This is a genomic window from Microcoleus sp. LEGE 07076 (genome assembly GCF_015207455.1).
Lineage (GTDB): Bacteria > Cyanobacteriota > Cyanobacteriia > Cyanobacteriales > Microcoleaceae > Microcoleus.
In genome coordinates this window covers 13,792-34,070 of sequence record NZ_JADEWV010000054.1, presented here as the reverse complement: position 1 = coordinate 34,070, position 20,279 = coordinate 13,792, and the positions used below count along the sequence as shown (strand labels likewise).

The following is a 20,279-nucleotide window of genomic DNA, read 5'->3' as shown; positions in this document are numbered from 1 at the left end:
AGTCCTGGCTTAAAAGCGGGGTATTAGACCAAGGTGAAATCTTCCCGACCAAAGAAGGCACACCACAAGGTGGGGTCATTTCTCCACTTTTGGCTAACATAGCCTTACACGGAATGGAAGAACGGGTCAAACAATATGCGGAAACGCTAACAAAAGGATACTACGGAATCAATAAAAAAGATAAACGAGGTTCTTTAAGTTTAATCCGGTACGCCGATGATTTTGTGATTATTCACAAAGACATTGAAGTAATACTAGCCTGTCAGAAGATAATTGCAGAATGGTTAAGTGATGTTGGCTTAGAATTGAAGCCAAGCAAAACAAAATTAACCCACACCCTCAACGAATACAATGGAAATGTCGGGTTTGAGTTTCTAGGATTTCATGTACAACAACATAAGGTAGGTAACTACCGAAGTGCAAAAAGTACAAACGGAATACCACTCGGTTTTAAGACAATAATCACCCCGTCAAAACCCAAGGTCAAAGCTCATCTTGCAAAAATTGAAGAAGTGATAGACACCCATAACACCGCCCCCCAAGTTGCTTTAATTAGTCGGCTGAATCCAATAATTAGGGGATGGTCAAACTATTACTCAACAGTAGTAAGTAAAGATACCTTTAACAAGGTAGACAGTCTTACTTATGACAAGCTAAGAGCATGGGCGAGAAGACGGGGAAAAGGTAGCATCAATAAAGACAAATACTGGCGAACAGTAGGCGACAGAAATTGGTGTTTCAGCACAGAAGAAGGTTTAGAATTAGTCCAACACAAAGCAACGCCTATTGTAAGGCACGTTAAAGTAAAAGGCAATTCAACACCTTACGATGGTGACTGGATTTACTGGAGCAAGAGACGCGGAGAATACCCCGAAACACCAACAAGAGTGGCAACACTGCTTAAGACACAAAAAGGTAAATGTACCCACTGTGGTCTGTACTTTACACCTACAGATACTGTAGAAGTTGACCATATCCAACCCCGCTCATTAGGCGGTAATGATGAGTACAAAAACCTCCAACTTCTGCATAAACACTGTCACGACACAAAAACGGAAAATGACGGTTCTCTCAACAAGGACTATTATAGCAATCCGTTTTGAATTGTATCCCTAACAAAGGATGAAGATATCAAGGAGCCGGATGAGGCGAAAGTTTCATGTCCGGTTCTGAAGGAGAGGTAGGGGTAGAAATGCCCCTATCGACTCTAACAAAGCCAAGAAAGCGAGAGTAAAAGTTATGTCTTTTGAAATGACAAAAGGACTGTTCAAGTACGACTTCACAGATCAGCACGCAATTTTGGGAATTCCCTTAGATGCCGAGTTTAACGACATCCGCAAGCGCTACATGAAAATTGCCCGCCGCTTGCATTCGGATACTTGCTCTTTTGAAGACCAAGCCGATAAAGATTGGGCTAACCAATTTTTGTCAAAAGTAGTCAATCCGGCGTACAACAAATTCTCGAAAGAAAGCGATCGCAAAGAATACAACCTGCTATTAGCAGCCATCGGCAAGCGCGTCCTGAAAGAACAAGGAAAAATGCAGGTAGAAAGCGCAGCAGCTAAAGAGTTAACTACTGCTAAAGATTTAGAAGAAGCTTATAAAACAGCAGTTGCCAAACTCGCTCTCAAGCAGTACGAATCAGTTGAGGAAACCCAAGATGCGATCGCTCAAATTAGCGAACTAAACATGGTTTACCTGCTGCGAAAAGAGCGACTTGGCGGTGCAGTTGGAACCGGTTCGCCCGCAAAAATCGCAACCCCAACTACCACACCAAAAAAACCAGCAGTAACCCCAGCAGCAGTAACCCCAGCCACCGCAACTCCAGCGCAGCCTCCGCTCAAAGTCCTACCCCGAGACTCGCTGGCCGATCGAGCTTGCGTCCGAGCTCAAGGATTTATGGACAGCAAAAATTACGCCAAAGCAACTTTGGAGTTGAAAGAAGCTCTGAAGCGGGAACCGAAACACAGCAAGTCTCACGGTTTGTTAGCAATGTGTTACTTTCAACAAAATCAAGCCACAATGGCAAAACTGGAAGTGCAAAAAGCTTTGGCCTCAAATCCTGAAGAACCGACGGCTTTGGAGGTGAAGAAAAAGCTGGAACAGCCTGCAGCTTCCGGCGCAAAGGACAAGAAAAGTGAGGATAAACTGGGCGCATTTTTTGGGAGTTTGTTTGGCGGCAAAAAGAAATAATGAGTAGTTTAGTGAGGAGTGTTTAATTATGATTTTTGAATATCTATTCAAAAATCATAATTCATAACTTTCAATTTTTGCGATGACAACTAATAACTAACAAGTGACAGCCCTACAGAGATAGACGTGGATACACGGATTAATGTTTTTTACTTTTTCGTACTGACAACAGCCAACAGTCAACAGTCAACAGTCAACAGCCAACAGTCAACTAACTTATGGTTCACCAACCCCCATCGGGTGCAAGAGATTTATTGCCCCTTGACGTTGCCCAAAAAATTTCGATCGAACGGCGCTTACAGCAGGTTTTTCACCGCTGGGGCTATCACCGGATTATTACTTCTACTCTAGAAAGGCTGGAGACTTTGATGGCTGGGGGCGCGATCGACCGATCGACCTTAATTCAACTCCAAGACGCTGAGGATGGAGAACTCGGCTTGCGCCCGGAATTGACAGCTTCCATCGCCAGGGCGGCTGCGATGCGGATGTCCGGGACGCGCTGGCAGCCCCAGCGCCTCTACTACAACGCCAACGTCTTCCGCAAAGGTGCAGATACGGGTTCAGGCGGGCAACAGGAATTCTATCAAGCTGGGGTAGAACTCCTCGGCGCGGGGGGGAGCATTGCGGATGCAGAAGTGCTGCTGCTGCTGTCTGAGTGCTTGCAGAGCTTGGAAATAGATGACTGGCATTTGGTGTTGGGAGAAGCGGGCTTGACGGCAACATTGCTGGAACCGTTTGCGCCAAACGTGCGCCAAAAAGTTCGCCACGCGATCGCCAATCTCGATCGAATAGCCTTGGAAACCTTGCCGCTGTCTGACGAATTGCGAGAAAGAGCTCTGCTGTTGTTTGACCTGCGCGGCCGCCCGGAAGAGGTATTGCCGATTGTTGCCAAGCTGGATTTAGATTTGCCACAGCAAGCGGCGTTAAACAATCTCAAATGTGCGATCGAACTACTGCACAAATGTCAATCAAAAATTCCCCATCTAAAATTTCAAATTCACCTCGACTTAAGTTTAATTCAAACATTTGACTACTACACTGGAATAGTGTTTGAAGTTGTCAGCAGCAGCAAGACACAACAGCGAGTTTTAGGACAAGGGGGACGCTACGACCAACTGTTGGGACTGTTCGACCCCCAAGGGCAAAATTCCCCCGGCATCGGGTTTTGTCTGAATATTGAAGATTTGCACCAAGTTTTGCTGGCAGAGGGTCAGTTGCCCGCAGAGACACCAGCCAGCGAATGGTTGATCGTGCCTCAAACTCCTGAAGCAGCCGCAGCAGCCTTTGACTACGCCCGCAAACTCCGAGAGTCTACTCCCCCAATCCGGGTAGAGATAGATTTGGAGATTCGGGAGACTGCGGAGGCGGCGCGGGAATTCGCGCTCGATCGGCGTATTGCTAAAATTGCCTGGGTAAATGCCGAAGGTGTCCCAACAATTGAATCGGTAAATTAATCGTTGCGACAGAACACCCAGAACCCCGATTTCTTATAGAAGTCGGGGTTCTCACAAATATTGTACAAAAAACTTAATAAAATGATTTTAGCTCCTAAATCCATTGCTGTAATGGCGTTTTTCCATAAAAAACAAGTTCCTGCGTCCCTGAGTTGGATACTCGATCGGTTTTCGTTATTGCTACCATTGTGAGCGTTAGTTTCCGGTTGGAGAGTAAAACTCAAAAATGCTGTTTAACTCCACACTCTTTTTGGGATTCCTGGTAATTGTGGTGTATGTGTATTACTTATTGACACCGCACTACCGACGTTGTTTTCTGTTATTGACCAGCTACTGTTTTTATTGGGCTTAGAGCGTACCCTACTCAATTTTAATGGTTGGCTATACCCTGCTGGCTTATACAACAGCTCGCATAATTGACTCATCGACTAAACCGAAAAACCGAACTACTGCTTTAATTACTTTTTTGGTTGTAGTTATTAGCACTTTGTTTGTGTTTAAATACGCAAATTTTTTCTTAGATTCGAGCTACTCGCTGTTAGGATCTCGCCTTTGGCCTCAACTAAACCTGCTCTTACCTTTAGGTATTTCTTTTTACACGTTTTCAACAATTAGCTACATAGTCGATGTCTACAAAGGCGTTACCAAAGCTAGAGAGTCAATCCTCGATGTAGCGCTGTACGTGATTTTCTTCCCTAGTTTGCTAGCAGGGCCGATCGTCCGCGCCGAAGTTCTGATGCCCCAATTTGCCTGCAATGCGTCGGTAGACTGGATGGCGATCCGCAGCGGTATTGCTCAGATTGTCTGGGGGATGCTGAAAAAAGTTTATGTAGCTGATTCGATCGCACCAATAGCCAACGAAGTTTTCGCCAGTCCCGAAAATGTCTCCGGGCTGGGGCTGGTGTTGGGTACATTGGCTTATACGGTTCAAGTCTACTGCGACTTTTCGGGTTATTCGGATATTGCGATAGGCTCAGCTCGCCTATTGGGAATTGAACTGCCGAAAAATTTTGAGAAACCTTATTTAGCCTACAGCATTACTGATTTCTGGCGCAGGTGGCACATTTCGCTGTCAAATTGGTTGCGCGACTACCTCTACATTCCTCTAGGCGGGAATCGGGGCGGCAATCTGCGTACCTACGCAAACCTGATGATTACCATGCTGCTAGGAGGCCTCTGGCACGGTGCTGGATGGAACTGGGTTGTTTGGGGAGGTTTGCAAGGAGCAATGCTCTCCATTGAACGAGCAACTAAACTTTCATCTAAGCCAACTTCTCAAATCAATTATTTAATTCGCTGGCTGATTACCTTGTGTCTAATTTGTACTTCTTGGATCTTCTTCCGGGCAGCGAATTTGAACAGTGCCGTTGTCGTATTGCAGCGGATATTGACCTTTGCTGACGGGCGGATACCGATCGACTATCGGCCAGTGTTCTACATGGCTGCACTTCTGCTAGTGGAATGGTTTGATTGGAAGCAAAAGTGGATGAGTTGGACACAAAACCACCCAAATTCGCTCAAGTGGATTACTTGTGCAATGGCGCTGGCGCTAATGTTTACCTTCGCCGGTGCCTCAAGTTCAAATTTTCTTTACTTCCAGTTCTAAGCGGCTTAAAAAAAGATGAGTCAGATATTTAATGACAAAGCAATTGCCAATTTAAAAACCACAGTTCGCTGCATTGGTGTGGATTTGTCGAAGGTATTGTTGGCAGTTGTATTGTTAGAAGGACTCCTGCAAGTGAGTGCTCCTGAGTATACCAATAATGTTTTCGATCGCGAATTGACTGGCGGTCATCCAATCGCCGTCAGCAGCGCAGGCAATCGCGGCCCGCTGCTGCCGATTAAAAAAGCTCCAGGCGAATTGCGAATCCTAGGAATGGGAGATTCCACCACCTTCGGTACAGGGATTGCTGCCGAAGATACTTGGCCGGCCCAGCTAGCAACTGTTTTTCAGAAAAACGGTGCTGAGGCAACCTACATAAATAGCGGTCTAGAGGGTTATTCCGTGAAGGAAATTAACTCTGTTTACCGCAACCAATGGTCTAAGTACCAGCCAGATTTAGTAGTGCTGGCGGTAGACGACAACTTGATTTCAATGACGTGGTTTCGGCGCGATGACAAATCAGCGATTGCAAACCCCTATCTCGAACCAATTGTCAAATCCAAGCTGGCTGATGTGAAAAAGCATTTTAAAATCTTCGCTACCCCGTCTTGGCTGAAAATCAACTCCCAAAAAGCCTTGTACTTGGTGGGTTTGGCAAACAACAACCTCAAACCGGAAGTTCCTTTGGGTGCAACCCTAGCCTTGGGCTGGCAGCAGGCGGATTTGCCGAAGGATTTGGCCGATCGTGCTTGGAAGCAATTCGAGATTGATTTGAGCGTACTCCGGGACTCTGTGGCTGCTGACGGCCGTTCTTTGACTGTAGTTTACTTGCCTCCTCGCTTTATGGCTTTTGACGGTTTTTCTGATAACGAACAGCAAGTACCCAAACAGCGGCTGACTATCGATGCGGGGAAACGACTTGGGGAAATTAGTAAATCCCTGGGTTTGGCCTATGTCGATTCTACTGGAGGAGTTCGCCGCGGGCGATCGCAAATTACTCAAACAGAGGGTCGTTTTGCCCCGATGTACATTAAATTTGATATGGTTCATCTGGACAAGGACGGTCACAAAGCTGTAGCCGAAGATTTGTTCGGGCTGCTGGCAAAATCAAAGCAAGCTCCATAAGGTATGTCTTCAGTGTTAAATTAGAAGAAAAACGGATTCGTCTGTCAAATCTGAAGAATTGAGAACACTGTGTCACACACTATCGTTACGAATATTTGCGAGGGAGTTGCTGATTGCGTCGGCGCTTGTCCCGTGGCTTGCATTCACCCCGGCCCAGGCAAAAATGTCAAGGGTACTGATTGGTTTTGGATTGATTTTGATACCTGCATAGACTGCGGCATTTGTTTGCAGGTTTGTCCTGTTGAAAATGCGATCGTCCCCGATGAGCGGCCTGAGTTACAGCAAACTCCCGCTTGATTGCATTAATTACATTCATCTGTACGGTGCGCTGCGGCGCACTCTACATTTTTTTTTGCGAACCGCAGAGGGCGCAGAGAACACAGAGAAGAAAGTGAGAAAACTCGAAAAAATCTAAGATTTAAAAATATTAAGTGCAGGTGATTGATTATGTTACTTTTAGATCCAAAAACTCTCGCTCCAGCGACAGAACAGCGCGTCATTCTCTATGATGTGACTTGGGAGCAATACGAGCAACTTTCGGATATGTTTGTCGATGATTTTCCCAGAATGACGTACTTGGAAGGAACGTTAGAAATTATTATGACAAATTCGCCAGAACATGAAAGGCTCAAAACAATTATTGCCCGGTTGATAGAAACCTATGCAGTAGAAAGGCTAATTAATCTCAACGGTTACGGAAGTGCTACATTTCGCCGCGAAGCCGTGAGACGGGGGGCGGAACCAGACGAGTGTTACTGCTTGGGTGCACTGGCAGAAATCCCGGATATTGCGATCGAAATTGCTCTAACTAGCGGTGGAGTTGACAAATTAGAAGTGTATCGCGGTTTGCTGGTTCCTGAAGTCTGGTTTTGGGCGAACGATCGATTTTCTCTTTACCGCTTGCGAGAACAAGGTTATGAGTTAATTTCAAGGAGTGGATTTTTGCCAGAGTTAGATTTGTCTGTATTGAGTCAATATGTAGGATATGTCAACCAAACGGAAGCTGTTATTGCTTATAGAACTGTTTTGCAAACAGCGACAGGAACCTCAAATCAATAGAGATTTCCAGAAAAGCCAGTATTGAACAGGCAAGATGCCTGTTCCACAATTAAAAAAAAGCCCGCACTTTACAAAAAATCCCCAATAAAATCCTATGCCAAAAATCGCACTTTCCGACTCTCACCTGTTATCTATCCGCACCCACGGCGAAAGCGCTTATCCAGAAGAATGCTGCGGTTTGTTGTTAGGTACGATCGCTGACGGTGTTAAAACTTTAGTTGAAGTTTGGCCGACTGACAATGCTTGGAGTGCTGAAGCTGAGGATAATTGGCCGGAACAAAAAGACTTGACAGAAAAACGTAGATATGCTATTGCGCCAGAAGATATGTTGCGGGCGATGAAACAAGGGCGCGATCGCAATTTAGAAATTATCGGCATCTACCATTCTCACCCGGATTGTCCCGCAGTGCCCTCGGAGTGCGATCGCACCTTAGCCTGGGCTCAATACTCCTACATCATAGTCTCCGTTCAACAAGGCTGTTGTGAAGACTTCTGCAGTTGGACTCTAGACAGAGAAAACAAATTCCAAGCCGAGGAAATTCTCACAGTAGATTAAGAAATAATTAGTAAAAATCACAAACACGCAAAAATACGAAAGATTCGGATAGGATATAATTCAAAATCTGCGCTACACACAATATCATGCTAAATCCTAATCTGGACGAGATCCAGCTCAACAAACAAGAATACGAACGCTACTCTCGCCACCTCATCCTCCCTGAAGTTGGATTGGAAGGGCAAAAGCGTCTCAAGGCTGCGAGTGTACTCTGCATCGGTACGGGAGGACTCGGTTCGCCACTGCTGCTGTATTTAGCAGCAGCCGGTGTTGGTCGCATTGGCATTGTAGACTTTGATGTTGTAGACCATTCTAACTTGCAGCGGCAGGTGATTCACGGCACTTCTTGGGTTGGAAAACTGAAGATTGAATCGGCGAAAAATCGGATTTTAGAAATTAATCCTTTTTGTCAAGTTGATTTGTACGAGACTCGCGTTAGTTCCGAAAATGCGATCGCCATTGCCACTCCCTACGATATCATCATCGACGGTACAGACAACTTTCCCACTCGCTATTTGATGAACGACGTTGCCGTACTGTTAAACAAGCCCAACGTCTACGGTTCCATCTTCCGATTTGAAGGACAAGCAACTGTTTTCAACTACGAAGGCGGCCCGAACTACCGCGATTTGTACCCCGAACCCCCGCCTCCAGGGATGGTTCCTTCCTGTGCAGAAGGCGGCGTTTTAGGCGTTTTGTGCGGTGTTGTCGGTTCTATCCAAGCCACGGAAGCTATCAAAATTATCTTGGGTCAAGGCACTACTTTGAGCGGCAGATTGCTGCTGTACAATGCCTTAGAAATGACGTTCCGCCAATTGAAACTGCGGCCGAATCCAGTGCGCCCGGTAATTGAAAAGTTAATCGATTACGAACAATTCTGCGGCATTCCTCAAGCTAAAGCTCAAGAAGCTCAAGAACAGCAACAAATTTCTGAGATGACTGTCGCGGAACTTAAAAAGTTGATCGACAGCGGTGCGAAGGATTTTGTACTGTTGGATGTTCGCAATCCTAACGAGTATCAAATTGCTCAAATTCCTGGGTCGGTTTTGGTGCCTCTGCCGGATATCGAACACGGCGAAGGTGTTGCCAAAGTCAAGCAATTGTTGAACGGGCATCGCTTGATTGCACACTGCAAAATGGGCGGCCGCTCTGCTAAGGCTTTGGGTATTTTGAAGGAAGCGGGAATTGAGGGGATTAATGTTAAGGGCGGGATTAATGCTTGGAGTCTAGAAGTAGATTCGTCTGTTCCTCAATATTAAGCTCAATCTTTTTTTGGGGCGGGCGATTTGCCCGCCCCAAATCGAGAATCTCCGGCTTTCTCATACCATTGCTTAAATGTTTAAGCTATCGCTAGGGACACTGCATATTGTCTCAAGTCAACTTAAGCAGAAAAACCGCTCTTAGACTTAGCCCTGGCTAATAGCAGAAGTCCTCGATATGAGGACTAATGAGTTGTTTATTGTTGACAACTGCCTACTAACTACTGCCTGCTGACTGTTGACAACTGCCTACTAACTAATGCCTACTAACTAAGTTGCCTTCCTCAAAGGAGGCAGAGCCTCCGGATCTGCATTACCAGGCAGAGCCTGGTAACGAGCAAATGAACCCGCCCTTACAAAAACTGTTGCAAAGTTTTTGAGAATTGGTATAAGCTCAATCTTTTTTTGGGGCGGGTGATTTGCCCGCCCCAAATCGGGTTCGTCTCTGGCTTTGTCGTGTTATTTTTTAAACGTTTAGCAGTCGCTAAAGACACTGCACAGTGCCCGTCAATGTCAACTCAACCCGAAAGACTGCTCTGAGACTTAAGTCGCTGCAGGAGTGTAATTGGAGAAGCTTTTTATTGCAAAATATGAGCATAATATTAAGCAATATTACAATAAATCAATTATGACGAGCGATCGCACCCCTCAGAGCAAACCCGTTGCAGCCGAAACTAAGGGCAGCGTCACTGTAATTGGAGGCGGAATCGGGGGCCTCACAGCAGCAGCCCTGTTAGCCCGCAGAGGATACAAAGTGCTAGTCTTAGAGCAGGCGATCGTCCCTGGAGGCTGCGCTTCTACCTTCAAACGCAAAGGCTTTACCTTCGATGTGGGCGCGACGCAGGTTGCAGGATTGGAACCCGGAGGCATTCACCACCGAATTTTCTCAGAATTAAACATCGAACTTCCCGCCGCCACGCCCTGCGATCCCGCTTGTGCGGTATTTTTGCCGGGAGAAACTGAACCGATTAGCGTCTGGCGAGATCCGCAAAAATGGCAGGAAGAAAGACAGCGGCAGTTTCCTGGTAGCGAACGTTTTTGGCAATTATTATCTACATTGTTCCAAGCTAGCTGGAAGTTTCAAGGGCGCGATCCAGTTTTGCCGCCCAGAAATTTCTGGGATTTTTGGCAATTAATTCAAGCAGTTCGCCCCGATACTTTGATTACTTTACCTTTCACTTTTATGACGGTGGGAGATGCTTTGCGGCTTTGCGGGTTGGGAGACAATTTGCGCTTGAAAACTTTTCTGGATTTGCAGTTAAAATTGTATTCTCAAGTTGATACTGAAGAAACGGCGCTGCTGTACGCGGCGACAGCTTTGGGAGTAAGCCAAGAGCCGCAGGGATTGTATCATCTAGAAGGAAGTATGCAGGTGTTGAGCGATCGACTTGTAGAGGCGATCGAGCTTTACGGCGGCAAAGTGTTGTTGCGCCATACAGTCGAAAGTATTGTCACCAGTAACGGCCAAGCCATCGGCACAGTGATTCGCAATCAAAAAACAGGCGAAGTTTGGACAGAAACAGCCGATCGCATTGTTGCTAATGTGACCGCACAAAATCTAGTAAAGTTATTGTCAAGCGAGCCTATTTTAGAAACTTTAACAGATAATTCAGAAACAACAAATCAAATCCCAACTCAAATGGCAGGCTACAAATATCGAGTCGATAAACTGCCGCCCGCATCCGGGGCATTTGTGATATATTTGGGAGTGCACGAAAGCGCAATTCCGGCAAATTGTCCGCCGCACCTTCAGTTTCTCTACGACTACGACGGCGAAATTGGCGAGAATAATTCATTATTTGTTTCTGTCAGCCATCCGGGTGATGGCCGAGCACCAGAGGGAATGGCGACAATTATCGCTTCGTCTTTTACTGATACTAGAATGTGGTGGAATTCGGTTGATTATGAAGGATTGAAGCAAAAATATACCGCAGGGGCGATCGGCCGTTTGAGCGAATATTTCGATTTGACACCCGAAAAAGTTGTACACCAAGAATCAGCCACACCCCGCACCTTTGCCCGCTACACAGCGCGCGATCGAGGAGTTGTAGGCGGCATCGGCCAGCGAATACCAACCTTCGGCCCCTTCGGATTTGCTAACCGCACGCCGATTAAAAACCTCTGGTTAGTCGGCGACTCCACCCATCCGGGAGAAGGAACTGCCGGTGTTTCCTATTCTGCTTTAACAGTCGTGCGGCAAATGGATGCAGAATTTTGATAACAGTCTTGGACGCAGAACCTCTATAGAACCCATTTGACATCTAAGAAGAGGGTGCAAGCCTTCTAATCATCAGCCTAATCAAACAAAGGTTGAGCTTGGCAGTCGCCGCTGCCAAACTTCTCTCAAAGTTCTTCACCAAAATTTTACATCTTTCCATCCAAGCATTTGACCGTTCAATGACCCACCTTGCTTTAACTGGGACAAATCCTGATTTTCCTTGAGCTTGTTTTTCGGATTTTGATGGCTTTTCTGAAAGTTCAAACTTGATTTTTGTCATAATTTCTGGATAATTTTTTTCTAACTCTTTTGTGAGATGTTCGGGATGATAACCATTGTCTAGTAAAAGTGTAATTTTCGGAATATTTAGAGGTTTGGACTTAAAATAATCGATGTTTAAAGTCAAAACTTCAATCAAGCCAGCATCATCTGACACACTAGCTTTAGTTCCGTGTGTAAAGAATGGAAACCCTAATGTATCAACGACTAGGTGTCTTTTAATACCATTGGTAGACTTGTAGAAACAAAACCCCTTTGACTCAATACTAGCATTACAAGTATTTTTTACGGCTTGTGAGTCTATAATCATCAATGTAGTCCATTTGGCTTTTTTTTTACCTGTTCACGCACTTTCTCATGTAACACCCTCATCAGCTCTTCTATGACTCCCTGTTGTCGCCACTGTTTATAATGCCAATATACAGTGGAATAGGGGGGCAAGTCTTTAGGTAAGTCTTGCCAATTGCAGCCGTTTTTTAGTTGATAGAAAATTCCATCTAAGATTTCTCTTTTTGTCCAGTTACATGGTCTAGTTCGGTTCTTTTTGGGCAATATCTCATGTAGTATGGGTTCAATTATTTCCCATTCTGAATCCGTTAGACTGCTATAATAAGGCATGGCTGCTACTGGATAATGCTTTTACGGTCACGCTACCATAAGACCGTAAAAGATGTCAAATGGGTTCTATATGTAGGGTGCGCCGAAGATCACCTTACCGCTGAACGGTTAGTGCCTTGTGGTTTATCTGAGATGTTGCACTATTCGTCAATAAGCCTTTTACGGGCAGGCTAGGAGCAACGGCCCACAAGAAAACTCATTCTTTGTGGAACAGGCCCGAAAGCCTATTCATGACAATAGTGCAAGATGTGAGTTTATCAGATTTCATTAAATCTTTGCGAGAAGTACCAACTCTTTTACTGACGCGGCTAGCATTCGGCCTCGGTCTTTGCCGATTCGGGATGTTCTGCGCTTTACGAGCTAATTCGCCAGAATTAACAGAGAGCATCAAAACGAAAGCTGCTCAAGTCTGATAGCGAAACTTTAAGACAACAAACTTTCAATAATTATTGCCCATATTGGAAGTTTGTTAGATATGTGGTTTTTGATTTGAGTTAAACCTCGATCGAGTTTGACATCAATAGAGTTAATAGTCTTAGCCATCAACATTACATTCTTATCAATTTGAGCATCGTAATTATATACTAAATAGGTAATCGGAGTTTTTTGTTTATTAATATCCTTAATAATATCCGAGCAATCTGCTTTGAGCAACCAAGAACTTATATACCGTTTGTAATAAAAATCAAAATCAACTATTTTACCAGATAATTTCAAGTAACTTCCAGAAACAATGAATAGAGGAGATACTCGTCTCCATAAGCTACCAAAATCATGAAACAGATCGGTATTTGCCTCCTTCTCGTAGTCAAAATATTGTGTATAAATAGCCATTTGATCGGAACCCCACAAATAGCCTTTTTGATTTAGTAGCATTTGCGCTCGGAATAAATAGTTATAAGACTTTTCCGTAATTAATAATCTGCTTATGTCTATTTTATCATCATCTATGATGTAATCTACATATCTTAGATGTAAATCTAAACATAATTGCACAGTCCCCCAAAAAATAGCATTTTCCTGCTGCTCTAAAATTCCTAGTCCTTCTAACATAGGTAGTGTATAAAGATAGAAATATCGTTGGGCGGTTTTTTGATCCTCCACATCTATTAACAAATTTCGATCTAAAGTTAATTTAGAATTCAAAATCTTTTTTTCCAAATCAAGAATATATTGTAAATCTTTTTCTTGAATATTGTTAATAATTTTTTCTGCAAGATTCATTATCTTAATCCTCGTCTAATTAAAACTAAAGTATACATTTTATACGCCCCTGAAAATGTTTTTGAGAATACCTATCTTGTCAATTAAGTATCTTTGAAAAAAATAATCAAAAACGGAATCTCTACTTCATGTTTGTCACCTCTCGCAAAATAAGCACTGATCTGAGAATTGTCTCGGTAAACTCTAATAATATTCCCCTCAACCATACAAGCATCACCTTTAACAAGTATTTGATATAGTAAATCATTTTGTGATGTAGGAGATATTGCCTCTACAGATTGATAGTTGACTACATTTTCAGCAACAATGTTACCTTCAAAACGATAAATCTTAAGTTCTGAAAGACATAAAATTGGTGTTTGCAAATGATATTCTATTTCTTCTAAATATTCGGGGTTCTCCTCATTAATTAGAAGGCGATTTTTTTGAGCATATTCGATAGATGCTTCACAATTAAAAGAACAAGGTATGTGGGGAATTAGTGAAAATGGAGTATGACGTAATAATCCATTTGATAAATATGTAGGTTTGTTAATTGTATGGCGATAAGTTTCATAGTAATTATTATAAAAATTCCAATGATTTCGCTTTTGAAAAAAATCAAGACAACATTGGGGATAACCTAGTGCTTTTCCAAAAGTATAATGGTCTGGTAAATGTTTTTCAATTACTCTTTGACCGACAACTAAAGGATACCATCCTGAAGCAATTGCATTTGTTAAAGCATCTTGTGACTTAGCAATAAAAACATGAGCTTCCCCAGAAAATTCTTTACTAAAAACAGCTTTAGTTTTAGTAAATAACTCTTGAGGTAAACTGTTTAATTTTCCCATATCTTGATAAAAATAAGCATCTACATAATAATACAAGCCAAAATATTGAGCTAATTCACAAAAAGATTTCCATTTTGGCTTTTGCACCCATAAATCTGTTGCCGATTTTAACCCTTTAACAGTAGCAATAAAAGAAGGTAATTGTCCCCCATTAGGAAAGATCTCAAGGTATTTGCTAAAAGGACTATTTACTAAGTGTTTGCTCAAACTTGCTGTATTCATGAATTTTTTAATTAACTAATGTTTGAACTAATTTAACCATCATTTGAACTTTATTTTCAGAGTTCAAGTTTTGCCTGATTAATCTTTTGATTTCTAAACTATTAGCAACAAGTTTATCTATATTAAGCAAGATTAATTCGTAATCTTCTAACAGGTTTAAATGTCTCAATGCAAACATAAAACATTGCCAAAAATAAGGAGCATTAGGATATTGCTCAAGACAAGTTTGATAAAATTCTGCTGCGTTCTGATAGTCTTGATTAAGATAAGCAGTATGTCCACATATTAAGTCTAATAAAATTAAATCTCCCAACTGAGTTTCTTTTAATATGTCTTCTAATTCTTTTAAGCCTCGATCGTGGTAAACAGCCACTAAAGTCTCAAGAATTGGATCGAATGGTTGTCTCAGATAAGTTAAGGGACGTAAATTAATATTTGGTGTAATTCCTAGCCATTCACATGATTGATTCAATATTGTATTGTTGTCATTATTTGCCAAATCAATAGATACTTGAATTGGCAATATTTGTGTTCCGACTAAATTAAGATTTGCCGCTTCCCATTTCTGCTGATGTTCTTTTAATCTAACGTCAATCAGTTGTTTTTCTGTTTGAGAAATTTCAGGTTCAACTCGATCGATATTTTCTTCTATTGCTTCAATCAATGCTTGACCAATTAAGGAAAACTTAGCATTTGTTGTTAAAACTTTAAGCGCAGTTAGCAGTTGTTGTTTCGCAGTATATACTCTTTGTTTTAAACGCTTTTCTTGTAAAATAGGTATATCTGTTTTCAGAATTTTATGCCCAAATTCTAAAACAGCTTGAAATACATAAATTCCCTGCAAAATACCACTGAGAGGTCGGGGATCATCACGCCAAGGAGAATAATAAATTGCTTCAGGACTACCTTCTACAATGATTGGATCTAAATTTAATAAAGCATTAAGTTTGTGATGATGGTATTCATGGACTAAAGCTTCTACTATTACTGAGGTATCTGACATCCAAGATAAAACCAGAAGTCCAGGTATTTCGCGAAATGTCTGACTTCTATGAACATCAATAGCATGAGAATGTACTGGAACTAAAGATTGTACTCCCATGAAAATTTCACTTGCTAATAAAGTTGAACAACTATCTATCCAAAACCAAGCTTCCTCTAAACTAGATAGCCATTTAATAGTGGAAGTTGGTGTTAATTCCTCAAAATTCAAATCATAGCGACCACCTAAACGTAAATCGCTATCAAAAGCATTTAATTCAATGCCATTATTGAGATGAGGTATTTCATTTTGAATCATCTCCAAATTTTGATTGCCATCCGCATAAATATTAAAACTCTCATTAGTTGTGGTAATAAAACGCAATCTTTGAAAGGCAAGATGTTGAGGATGCTGTAAATAAATTCCGGCTCCGGGTATGGCAATAATTCCAGCATGATCGGTATATAAAAAACATTCAAAATTTTCTACATTATCATATTTTGCCATTGCCAAAAGAAACTTTGGGAAAGATTCCAGATGAAACTTAATGTGCATTTCTGGAAACAGAATATGAGCTTTGCGGTTAACTAATTCCCAAGCAGTATCTAACCAAACACTAAAAGATGGATAGCGTAAAATCTTTCTTTGGGCATTTTTAGAAAAAGATTTTACCAACTCAAAAGATTGAGAAAAGTTGGTATAGTTATCAATTAACTTAGGTGATTCTGATTGCATTTTTTGAGAGAGATTACTTAACCTTAGCAAAGTTCTATGATATTCTGCTAAGTAAATTACTTTAACTAATGGATCGGAAGCCCCCGTAGGAGAAACTAAGTTTTTGACGGTATTAATATCCAGCTCGATCTTCATTGGACTAACCCTACCCTAATTTAATAAGATGAAATTTGACTAAACAGCAGGATTTTTTTTCTTCTTTATTGTTTGCATATCTTCAATTACTTCGTGGCGAATTGTAGTAATCATTTTTTTGAGATCGGAACAATACACTGATGGATTATGAAAGTAATTTTCGCTAGAATATCTATGGGGAAGATAACCACCACCACAAACTTTAACTAAGTTACATTCTTGACAAGTTTCGCTCAAATATTGCCACTTTTCTTGACGTTGAATAACCTTTGGAGAGTCAAAAATATCATCAAAACTGTGGGTAAATATATCCATTCCTAACTTGGTAGCTTCGGGATAAGTAACTTTCAAAGAATCAACGGCTTCAATATCACCGTTGGTTTCAATAACGGCAAAATCAACAGGGTTTAAACCCCATTCTTCTGAATTTCCTTGCAATCCTAGCATTAGTAAAATAATTTCCTTGAATTTCCTAATTTTGATTGTTTGAGGTTTTTGATGATACCAAATATCAAAAATCTTAAGTAGCCAGTCTGCATAAGGAGTTACATCAAGGGATTGTTCTTTACCAAGAGGTCTTAAGTCATGGTGATTTAAAGGTAACAAAAAATCAATCGAAGGAGGATTATATTGTGACAAATAAGAATATACAGCTTCAGGATCGTTATGTAGATCGATCACACATAAAAAACCTGCCCATATTTTCCGTCCTCGATCGCTACTTAATAATTGAAGAGTTTTTTCCAAACTAGAAAATGCAGATTTACCTTGATGATCTAAGCGGTGCAAATCGTTAGCTTCTCGATCGCCATCCATACTTAGACCTATTGTTGTATTATTAGAAATACAGAAGTCTAAGATTTCGTCGTTTAACAACACACCATTACTTTGTATGCCAAATCTTAGTTTAACATTAGGTACATTTTTTGAAATAATTTCTTGAAATTTTTGGAGATAGTCTAACCCTGCTAAAAGAGGTTCTCCACCGTGCATGATTACAGAAAATTCTGATACTTGATGTTTGGTGGTATGTTCATCAATTCTCTTACCTAATTGTGTAATAGTTGCTTCGGACATTTTCAAAGGTTGCTGTTGCCAACTTTGATCGCTATGCTGATACATATAGCAATAATCACAGTTAAGGTTGCAACGGGATACTACTTTACAAACCAGCGAATGTAATGGTGTGAACTGAGCCATAAATTATGATATGTTCAAAACTTAAATTATGTATGCCAGAATTAAATGGCTACTATTGCTTGAGGTAACTTAGTAGCCATTTAATTAGTATTCTGTAATAGCCAGTGCTTGACTACCCCCAAGCACGTTGATTGAACTCACCATGAGAAGAATGGCTCTCATGTCGATTATTATCAGATGTTCCCATTGGATTTTGAAAATTTATTTCTAAAATATTACCAAGTGCTGTATTTTTGAGTGCATCTAAGTCACTTAAGTCAAATTCTTCAAGGTCAAGAACAATACAATCATTTTGTGAGTAAGTATCAGTGAGTAATCTTTCTTTTGCTTGTGTCATTTTAGTAATGCTCCTAAAAAATCATCAACAACGGAAAAAGCACGACTTTTTAAGCCTGTGTTCGATTTAAGAGCATACCAAAATTAAATATGGGAGTGCGATCGGAAAAACTCGGATTTCAACGGGAGCTTTGTTACACAATATTAAGCAAAAAATCGGAAAAGATCGGAAAAAATAGGATTCAGGTTAAGCTATAATGGGCTAAAGGGTTGCCATGTATAGTTTTTATGAATGTAAATCAAGTGTTACAATTTGTCGATCGGCTAGTGGTTGAACGAACTGGAAAGCACCTAGATGATGTTCAAAGGGCTGTAGTTGAGGGGACTTGGGAAAGACAAACCTATGATGATATCGCCCAGAAGTGCTATGTCACTAAAAATCATGTAGGTGATGTAGGTGCTGAATTATGGCAACTTTTATCTGAAATATTGGGTGAGGATATAAAAAAAAATAATTTTCGTTCTAGCTTAAAAAGAGTATATATTGAATCATCTCAAAATATTTGTATTGGTACTAATCATAACTTTAATTTTAGTTCACAAATCTTAAATCAGCCTAATAAACAACATCAAGAAAGTGATATAAATACTCAATCTACATCACATTATCGCGATTTAACCGTAGCTCCTCAAATTATCAATTTTTACGCACGACAATCTGAAATCAAAACCCTTTCTAATTCGATTTTAAATCAAAATACTCGTTTAACCTCAGTATTGGGATTGAGTGGAATTGGTAAAACTACTCTAGTTAAAAGGTTTGTCGATCTCAATCTACAAGAATTTGAAGTAATTATCTGGATCAGCCTAAAATTTCCTAAACCTTTAGAGTTATTGGTTAATGATTTATTGAATGCTTGTAAACAAGAAGCTCAAGAAACTATAGATGATAAGTTAAAACAATTCTTAGATGTTTTTAGAGACAAAAAATGTTTGATTATTCTTGATGATGTTCATAATATCTTTATTCCCGGTCAATTGGCGGGACAATATAAATCTGAATATCAAGATTATCAAAACTTTTTCACCATGATTACAGAAACTGAGCATCAAAGTAATGTGATTTTAGTTAGTCAAGAGCAATGTGCGGAAATGGAGTGTTTAGATGAGGAATTATATCCGATAAAATGTTTAGAGTTGTCAGATTTAGATGATGTGGCAATTCTGAAAGGTACAGGATTGAAAGATGAGGATAGTTGGTTACACTTAATTAATTTATATGAGGGTAATCCGGTTTATTTAAAAAGTATTGCTATTTTAATTAAAAAGATTTTTGATGGTGAAGTTGCTGAGTTTTTAGCCGAGAATAGCTTGATTATTACCAAGGATATGCAATATAACTTTCACCAGTTATTTAAGAGAATATCACCTAGAGAACAGCAACTTGTTTTAGAATTAAGTAAGTTCGATATGCCTGTATCCAGAGAATACTTAAAACAGAGTTTAGATTTATCATCAATGGATTTAATTAATGGTTTACAATCTTTACAACAAAGGTATTTAGTGACGAAAATAAAAGAGGATAAAATCTTGTTTAAATTGTCTTCTGTTTTTCAGGAATATGTAAAGAATTGTTGTCAATATGAAATTTAATTATTTTATTGTATATCGAAATGTGTCAAGTTAATTAACAAAAAAAACCTCAGTCTCTATGTGAAGACTGAGGTCTGATAGCGACAGGTTTTAACCTGTCAACCATACTGTGTCATACCAAATCAGGCTCAATCTAACCTTTTTTTAGTCCGCGTAGGCGGACTTTGTTTGTGTAGAAGCGAATTCTATTCGCCCCCACAAGATGATGTTCAAAGCCGACTCGGTATCGCTACTTGACAGATACCTTTGCGCCCACAGCTTCAAGCTGTTTCTTCATTTCTTCAGCAGCTTCCTTAGCAATAGCTTCCTTAACTGCCTTCGGTGCGGCTTCTACCAATTCTTTCGCTTCCTTCAGACCCAAACCGGTAATCGTGCGGACTTCCTTCAGAATTGCGATTTTCTTGTCAGCAGGAACTTCTTCGAGCATCACAGTAAATTCGGTTTGCTCTTCTGCTACTTCAGCAGGTGCTGCTGCGCCCCCGCCCATCATCATCATGCCGCCTACAGGAGCAGCAGCGCTGACGCCGAAAGCTTCTTCGATTTGCTTCACCAATTCAGATGCTTCGAGCAAAGTCAAAGACTTAAGTTTGTCCAAGATTTCATCAGTTGCTGTAGACATTCGTTAAACTCCTAATTCGATTCTAGATTTTGGATT

The 20,279-nt window shown here is 41.0% G+C and carries 19 protein-coding genes and 1 pseudogene; 12 read left to right on the top strand and 8 right to left on the bottom strand.

The window, feature by feature from the left end; genetic code table 11:
• From IQ270_RS11665 to crtD, 10 genes are all read left to right on the top strand, one after another.
• On the top strand, positions 1–1,103 hold a 1,103-nt coding region (locus tag IQ270_RS11665; protein ID WP_193973383.1), incomplete at its 5' end, for a reverse transcriptase domain-containing protein.
• Between the two features lie 136 nt (positions 1,104–1,239).
• Positions 1,240–2,193, top strand: coding sequence for a tetratricopeptide repeat protein (locus IQ270_RS11660; RefSeq protein WP_193973382.1), 954 nt, complete (start codon positions 1,240–1,242; stop codon positions 2,191–2,193).
• Positions 2,194–2,411: 218 nt separating this feature from the next.
• Entirely contained in the window at positions 2,412–3,647 is a 1,236-nt protein-coding gene (locus tag IQ270_RS11655; RefSeq protein ID WP_193973381.1) for an ATP phosphoribosyltransferase regulatory subunit, read from the top strand.
• Positions 3,648–4,020: 373 nt separating this feature from the next.
• Positions 4,021–5,253: an MBOAT family protein gene (locus IQ270_RS11650; RefSeq protein ID WP_193973380.1), complete on the top strand. Its 1,233-nt coding sequence runs from the start codon at positions 4,021–4,023 to the stop codon at positions 5,251–5,253.
• Between the two features lie 15 nt (positions 5,254–5,268).
• Positions 5,269–6,375 (top strand): hypothetical protein, encoded by a 1,107-nt coding sequence (locus IQ270_RS11645; protein WP_193973379.1) that lies wholly within the window; start codon positions 5,269–5,271, stop codon positions 6,373–6,375.
• A gap of 69 nt (positions 6,376–6,444) precedes the next feature.
• A complete protein-coding gene (locus IQ270_RS11640; protein WP_193973378.1) occupies positions 6,445–6,672 on the top strand; it encodes a ferredoxin family protein in 228 nt (75 codons plus the stop codon).
• A 150-nt stretch (positions 6,673–6,822) separates the two neighbouring features.
• Positions 6,823–7,434, top strand: coding sequence for a Uma2 family endonuclease (locus IQ270_RS11635; RefSeq protein ID WP_193973377.1), 612 nt, complete (start codon positions 6,823–6,825; stop codon positions 7,432–7,434).
• A 94-nt stretch (positions 7,435–7,528) separates the two neighbouring features.
• Entirely contained in the window at positions 7,529–7,990 is a 462-nt protein-coding gene (locus IQ270_RS11630; protein ID WP_193973376.1) for a Mov34/MPN/PAD-1 family protein, read from the top strand.
• 86 nt (positions 7,991–8,076) lie between these two features.
• A complete protein-coding gene (moeB, locus tag IQ270_RS11625; RefSeq protein WP_193973375.1) occupies positions 8,077–9,249 on the top strand; it encodes a molybdopterin-synthase adenylyltransferase MoeB in 1,173 nt (390 codons plus the stop codon).
• A gap of 628 nt (positions 9,250–9,877) precedes the next feature.
• Entirely contained in the window at positions 9,878–11,467 is a 1,590-nt protein-coding gene (gene crtD, locus IQ270_RS11620) for a C-3',4' desaturase CrtD (protein WP_193973374.1), read from the top strand.
• A gap of 43 nt (positions 11,468–11,510) precedes the next feature.
• On the opposite strand, the gene IQ270_RS11615 is transcribed toward crtD, so the two are convergent.
• Positions 11,511–12,056: a transposase gene (locus IQ270_RS11615; protein WP_228056272.1), complete on the bottom strand. Its 546-nt coding sequence runs from the start codon at positions 12,054–12,056 to the stop codon at positions 11,511–11,513.
• Positions 12,056–12,364 carry a transposase gene (locus IQ270_RS32270; protein WP_193973372.1) on the bottom strand — a complete coding sequence of 103 codons (309 nt, stop codon included), beginning with the start codon at positions 12,362–12,364 and terminating at the stop codon, positions 12,056–12,058. The genes IQ270_RS11615 and IQ270_RS32270 overlap by 1 nt, the downstream gene beginning before the upstream one ends.
• Positions 12,365–12,618: 254 nt before the next feature.
• On the opposite strand from IQ270_RS32270, the pseudogene IQ270_RS11605 reads away from it, so the two are divergent.
• Positions 12,619–12,777, top strand: a pseudogene (locus IQ270_RS11605) (SAM-dependent methyltransferase); the annotation flags it as partial.
• Positions 12,778–12,787: 10 nt separating this feature from the next.
• Here the strand turns inward: IQ270_RS11605 and IQ270_RS11600 are convergent.
• From IQ270_RS11600 to IQ270_RS11580, 5 genes are all read right to left on the bottom strand, one after another.
• The gene (locus tag IQ270_RS11600; protein ID WP_193973371.1) at positions 12,788–13,588 is read right to left on the bottom strand and encodes a hypothetical protein; all 801 of its coding nucleotides are present in this window, start codon (positions 13,586–13,588) and stop codon (positions 12,788–12,790) included.
• A gap of 83 nt (positions 13,589–13,671) precedes the next feature.
• The gene (locus IQ270_RS11595) at positions 13,672–14,643 is read right to left on the bottom strand and encodes a DUF483 domain-containing protein (protein WP_193973370.1); all 972 of its coding nucleotides are present in this window, start codon (positions 14,641–14,643) and stop codon (positions 13,672–13,674) included.
• Between the two features lie 7 nt (positions 14,644–14,650).
• Positions 14,651–16,495: an HEXXH motif-containing putative peptide modification protein gene (locus IQ270_RS11590; protein WP_193973369.1), complete on the bottom strand. Its 1,845-nt coding sequence runs from the start codon at positions 16,493–16,495 to the stop codon at positions 14,651–14,653.
• Between the two features lie 39 nt (positions 16,496–16,534).
• Positions 16,535–17,695, bottom strand: a complete 1,161-nt coding sequence (locus IQ270_RS11585; protein ID WP_193973368.1) for an FxsB family cyclophane-forming radical SAM/SPASM peptide maturase — start codon at positions 17,693–17,695, stop codon at positions 16,535–16,537.
• A 112-nt stretch (positions 17,696–17,807) separates the two neighbouring features.
• Entirely contained in the window at positions 17,808–18,032 is a 225-nt protein-coding gene (locus IQ270_RS11580) for a hypothetical protein (RefSeq protein WP_193973367.1), read from the bottom strand.
• A 227-nt stretch (positions 18,033–18,259) separates the two neighbouring features.
• Between IQ270_RS11580 and IQ270_RS11575 the strand changes: the two genes are divergently transcribed.
• Entirely contained in the window at positions 18,260–19,624 is a 1,365-nt protein-coding gene (locus IQ270_RS11575; RefSeq protein WP_193973366.1) for an NB-ARC domain-containing protein, read from the top strand.
• A gap of 229 nt (positions 19,625–19,853) precedes the next feature.
• On the opposite strand, the gene rplL is transcribed toward IQ270_RS11575, so the two are convergent.
• Complete coding sequence (rplL, locus tag IQ270_RS11570; protein ID WP_193973365.1) at positions 19,854–20,243, bottom strand: 50S ribosomal protein L7/L12; 390 nt, start codon at positions 20,241–20,243, stop codon at positions 19,854–19,856.
• Positions 20,244–20,279 lie beyond the last annotated feature (36 nt).